This window comes from Corynebacterium mastitidis DSM 44356, assembly GCF_000375365.1.
Classification (GTDB): Bacteria; Actinomycetota; Actinomycetes; order Mycobacteriales; family Mycobacteriaceae; genus Corynebacterium; species Corynebacterium mastitidis.
The window spans coordinates 1-3,293 of the sequence record NZ_AQXB01000018.1 but is presented as its reverse complement, the minus strand read 5'-3'; the positions used below and the strand labels follow the sequence as shown (position 1 = coordinate 3,293).

Genomic DNA, 3,293 nt, shown 5'->3' with positions numbered 1-3,293 from the left:
GCCTGGGCTGGTGTTTGGCGCGCGCTTGGGCTGTGGGGGTTGGGCGTTGAAAGCGCTGGGCGTTCAGGTGTTTGGGTGTTGCTGTTGACGGTGCGCGCGAGGTGCGGGGGTGTGCCCACTGTGCTTGGTGACCGGCGTGCCGGGTCTCGGTTGCGGTGGAGGGGTCGGGGCTGTCGGTGGCGGTCTAGGGCGCGCCGGGTTGTGGGTGCGGAGGGCCGGGCTGGGCCGGGCTGGGGTGGTAGCGGGTACGTGCTTGGGTGCGTGTGGTGACTGGTGTGGGGTCAGCGGGCTTCAGGGGGCGGTGCGGACGGTGCCTGTGTGATGACTGTCGGTGAGCGGTGGCGGGGTGGCCGTGGGGCTGGGCCTGGGGCCGTGAGTTCGGGAGTGGGTGCGAGCGCGCCGGGTTGGCGGTACAGGCGAGGGTGGGCGTTGGTGGTAGCCGGGACGTGTTGGGCTGGCACCCGGCGCGCGTCGGGGCTATGGGGGTGTGGTGGTTGGGTGTTGTTGTTGGCGTTCAGAGGGGTGAGTGGTGGGAGGGCGCCGGGTGGTGGTGCGTGTGGGGGTGGTGTGCGGTGCCCTGTGTGCGCTGTGGCTCCGGGTTGAGGGGGTCGAGTGTGGCGGTGCGCTGTGGGTGCGTGGGGTGGAGATCGCTGGTGTGTGGAGGGGAAGCGAGAGCGCGCCGGGGGCGTGGCCGTGGGGGCTGGGCGGTTGAGTGTTCAAGGCGCATAGTGTTTGGGGGTTTAAGCACTTGGATGGTGGGGTGGGTGCTGGTGGGGTGTGCGAGGCCCTGTGCGTGTGGGGGTGCTACGAGGGCGTGAGGGCTTGCCCGGGGGATCGTGTGTAGTCCCTTGGAGGTCGCGGGTGGTCGTGGTGCGGCGGTGCGGTAGTACGCGACGGCGAGCCACACCGGGTGTCTGGCGCGCGCCGGGGTCAGCGGACTGGTGGGGCAAGGGCTAGAGCGCGCCGGGTTGGTGGTGGTGCGGACTCTTGTGGCAGGTGGTGGGCTGGGGCCTCGCAGTGCGCGGCGGAGTGCGCCGGGCTGTGTGGCACCTGGGCTGTTGGGTGGCAGGAAGGCTAAATGGTTAAGCGTTCAGGTGTTTGGGTGGTGCGCCTGGGGTGCCAATCGCGGGCGGGGTTGAGGGGGCAAGCGGTGGGCTTCGGTGGATGCTCCCCGCGTTGCGCAGGCCTGCCTGGCGGGTTAGAACCCTACTAGTGTGGCCATCCGCCTGCGGTACCCGTGGCAAGCCGTGGCCATGACCCATCGGGCCTCGTCGCTGTCAAGGTCGGTGGTGTTAAAGCGGGTGTGGGCAAGGGTCTCACCGTCGTGGGTGAGTGATAGAAGCGATGATGGTTACCGTGCCATCCCGGGAAGGCCGGGAGAAGTCTATGAGTACGCCGTAGACCCGCGCAGGATCGTGGCGTACTGCTTCCTTGATGGTCGCCGCAGCCGCAGGCGGGAAGATGATGTTCTCTGGCACGAGGACTCCCGGGGTTGGTGGTGTGGCTGGTGATAGTCCCACCGTACAGGGTAAACACCTAAACAGTCAAGCACTTGGACGTTTAAACGCTAAACAGTTTCACGTCTTAAACACTCAACGGTCTGATGTTCATTCCCCGGGGGCCCGGGCGCGCCACCGCCCCCGCCTCGGGTGGGGATGAGGCCGCCGCCGGGTGTGGGGACCAGGCGTGAGGAGGCCACGGCCAGTGCCAGCGATCTGCCACCCGCCTGGGTGCCCCGCCCTCGGGGAGGTGTACAGGCAGGCCTCGTTGGCCTCGCCCCGGTGCACGCGGAGGCCGGTGTATGGGGGCGCGGAGTGCTGGGTGCGGGATCTCCTGCGGCACGCAGACGGGGCCGTGGCGGCGGGGCGCGGCGGGTCGTGCACCTGGCGCAGGGGGTGTTCCACGGCGGTGCGGTAGCCAAAGTGGACTGCGCGAGCGCGCCGGGCAGGGCCTGCGGGGTGGGCCTGATGGTCTCAGGGAACCTGCTGTGTGGTGCGCGCCGGGCCTGGGGGTGGTGTGGGACTGTGACGAAAGCGGCCCCGGGTTCGGTGGCCTTGATTACCGCGTTCTCCTGGGGTATTAGGTGAGTCTCACAGGGTCGAATATGCTTTCCCATGCCGGAGTGATTCCGGCCTCCCAGCGGTGCTTCGTTGTGCTTCCGCCGCTCGGGGTGGAGCTGCACCGCTGGACTGCTGTGGGGTTCTATCACGAAGGGAGGTGAGGCAAAGATGGTGCTCCCGAAAAAGGGAAAACACCTCACGCGGGTTCACAAGATTACGCGCGAGGTGCTCATCCGCTCAGTAGCCAACACAATCTCGGATGCTGTTCGAGATTTCTGGATCTGGCTGACTGACTAGCCTCACGGGGAGTCTCATCTACTTGGCGGTCGGTGGGACTCCCCGCCTTATATACGGTGACAGTTGGGGGTCTGTCACCACCTAGTATCCCCGTAGGAAAACCGCTGCGTCAAATAGTAATTCGGGGACGTGATACACGCCGCCACGAGCCGTAAGGGGGTATCGAGACAGGCGGTGCCAGCGGCACGCAGGGTACCCAGCATCGCGGTAGTCAAAGATAACCGTGAGGGCGCACCGGGAGATCATGATCGAGGGGTCCAGTAGCACAGGCAGGGCTAAGTATTTAAACCGCTGACATGCACAACACCTAAGCGCTCAAACCGTTTCGGTGCTGTGCGAACCGCCCGGCGCGCCCCCATCCCAGGACAGGCCGGTAGTAGGGGTAAGAACCAGTCCACCTGGCCGTGGGGCTGTGGTACATCATGTGCACGCGCGCCGGGCGGGTGAGGTCATGCCGTCTCCTCGCCGCTCCCCCAGCGCTTGCGGAGGTTGTCGATCACGTCTGCGTGGTCGGCCATGTGGACTTTGCAGAGGGCGAGGGCTGCTTCGAGGTAGGGGCGGCGGCGGGCAATCTCCTCGCCTTCGGCTTCGGGCCAGTCTTCATCCTGGGCGATGAGGTCGCGTAGCTCGTCTGGGGTGCCGTTCCAGAAGTGCCCGACGTGCATGTACCAGCCATCAGGGGTGGGTATGAGGTAGACGCGGCCAGACGGCAGGTGGTCGATGACTAGACCATCCCAGTAGGCGTCCCGTAGGTCAGCGCCTTGCAGGTCAGTCCACTGCAAGTTAGCTCCCCGTAGGTCAGCGCCCTTCAGGTCAGCGTCTTGCAGATCGAGGTCGCTGAGGTCTCGCTCCGAGAGATCAAGACGTTGGCCATTGTCGTGGGCTTCTTGGATGAGGGCTTCGACGATGGCGCGGTTGACGGGGTTCATGCTTTCC

Annotated in this window: 1 protein-coding gene; it reads right to left on the bottom strand. The window is 66.1% G+C overall.

Annotation, left to right across the window (positions count from 1 at the left end; all coding sequences use genetic code 11):
• Positions 1–2,806: 2,806 nt before the first annotated feature.
• Positions 2,807–3,293: pentapeptide repeat-containing protein (locus B140_RS13105; protein ID WP_156801798.1), on the bottom strand; the 487-nt coding region annotated here is incomplete at its 5' end.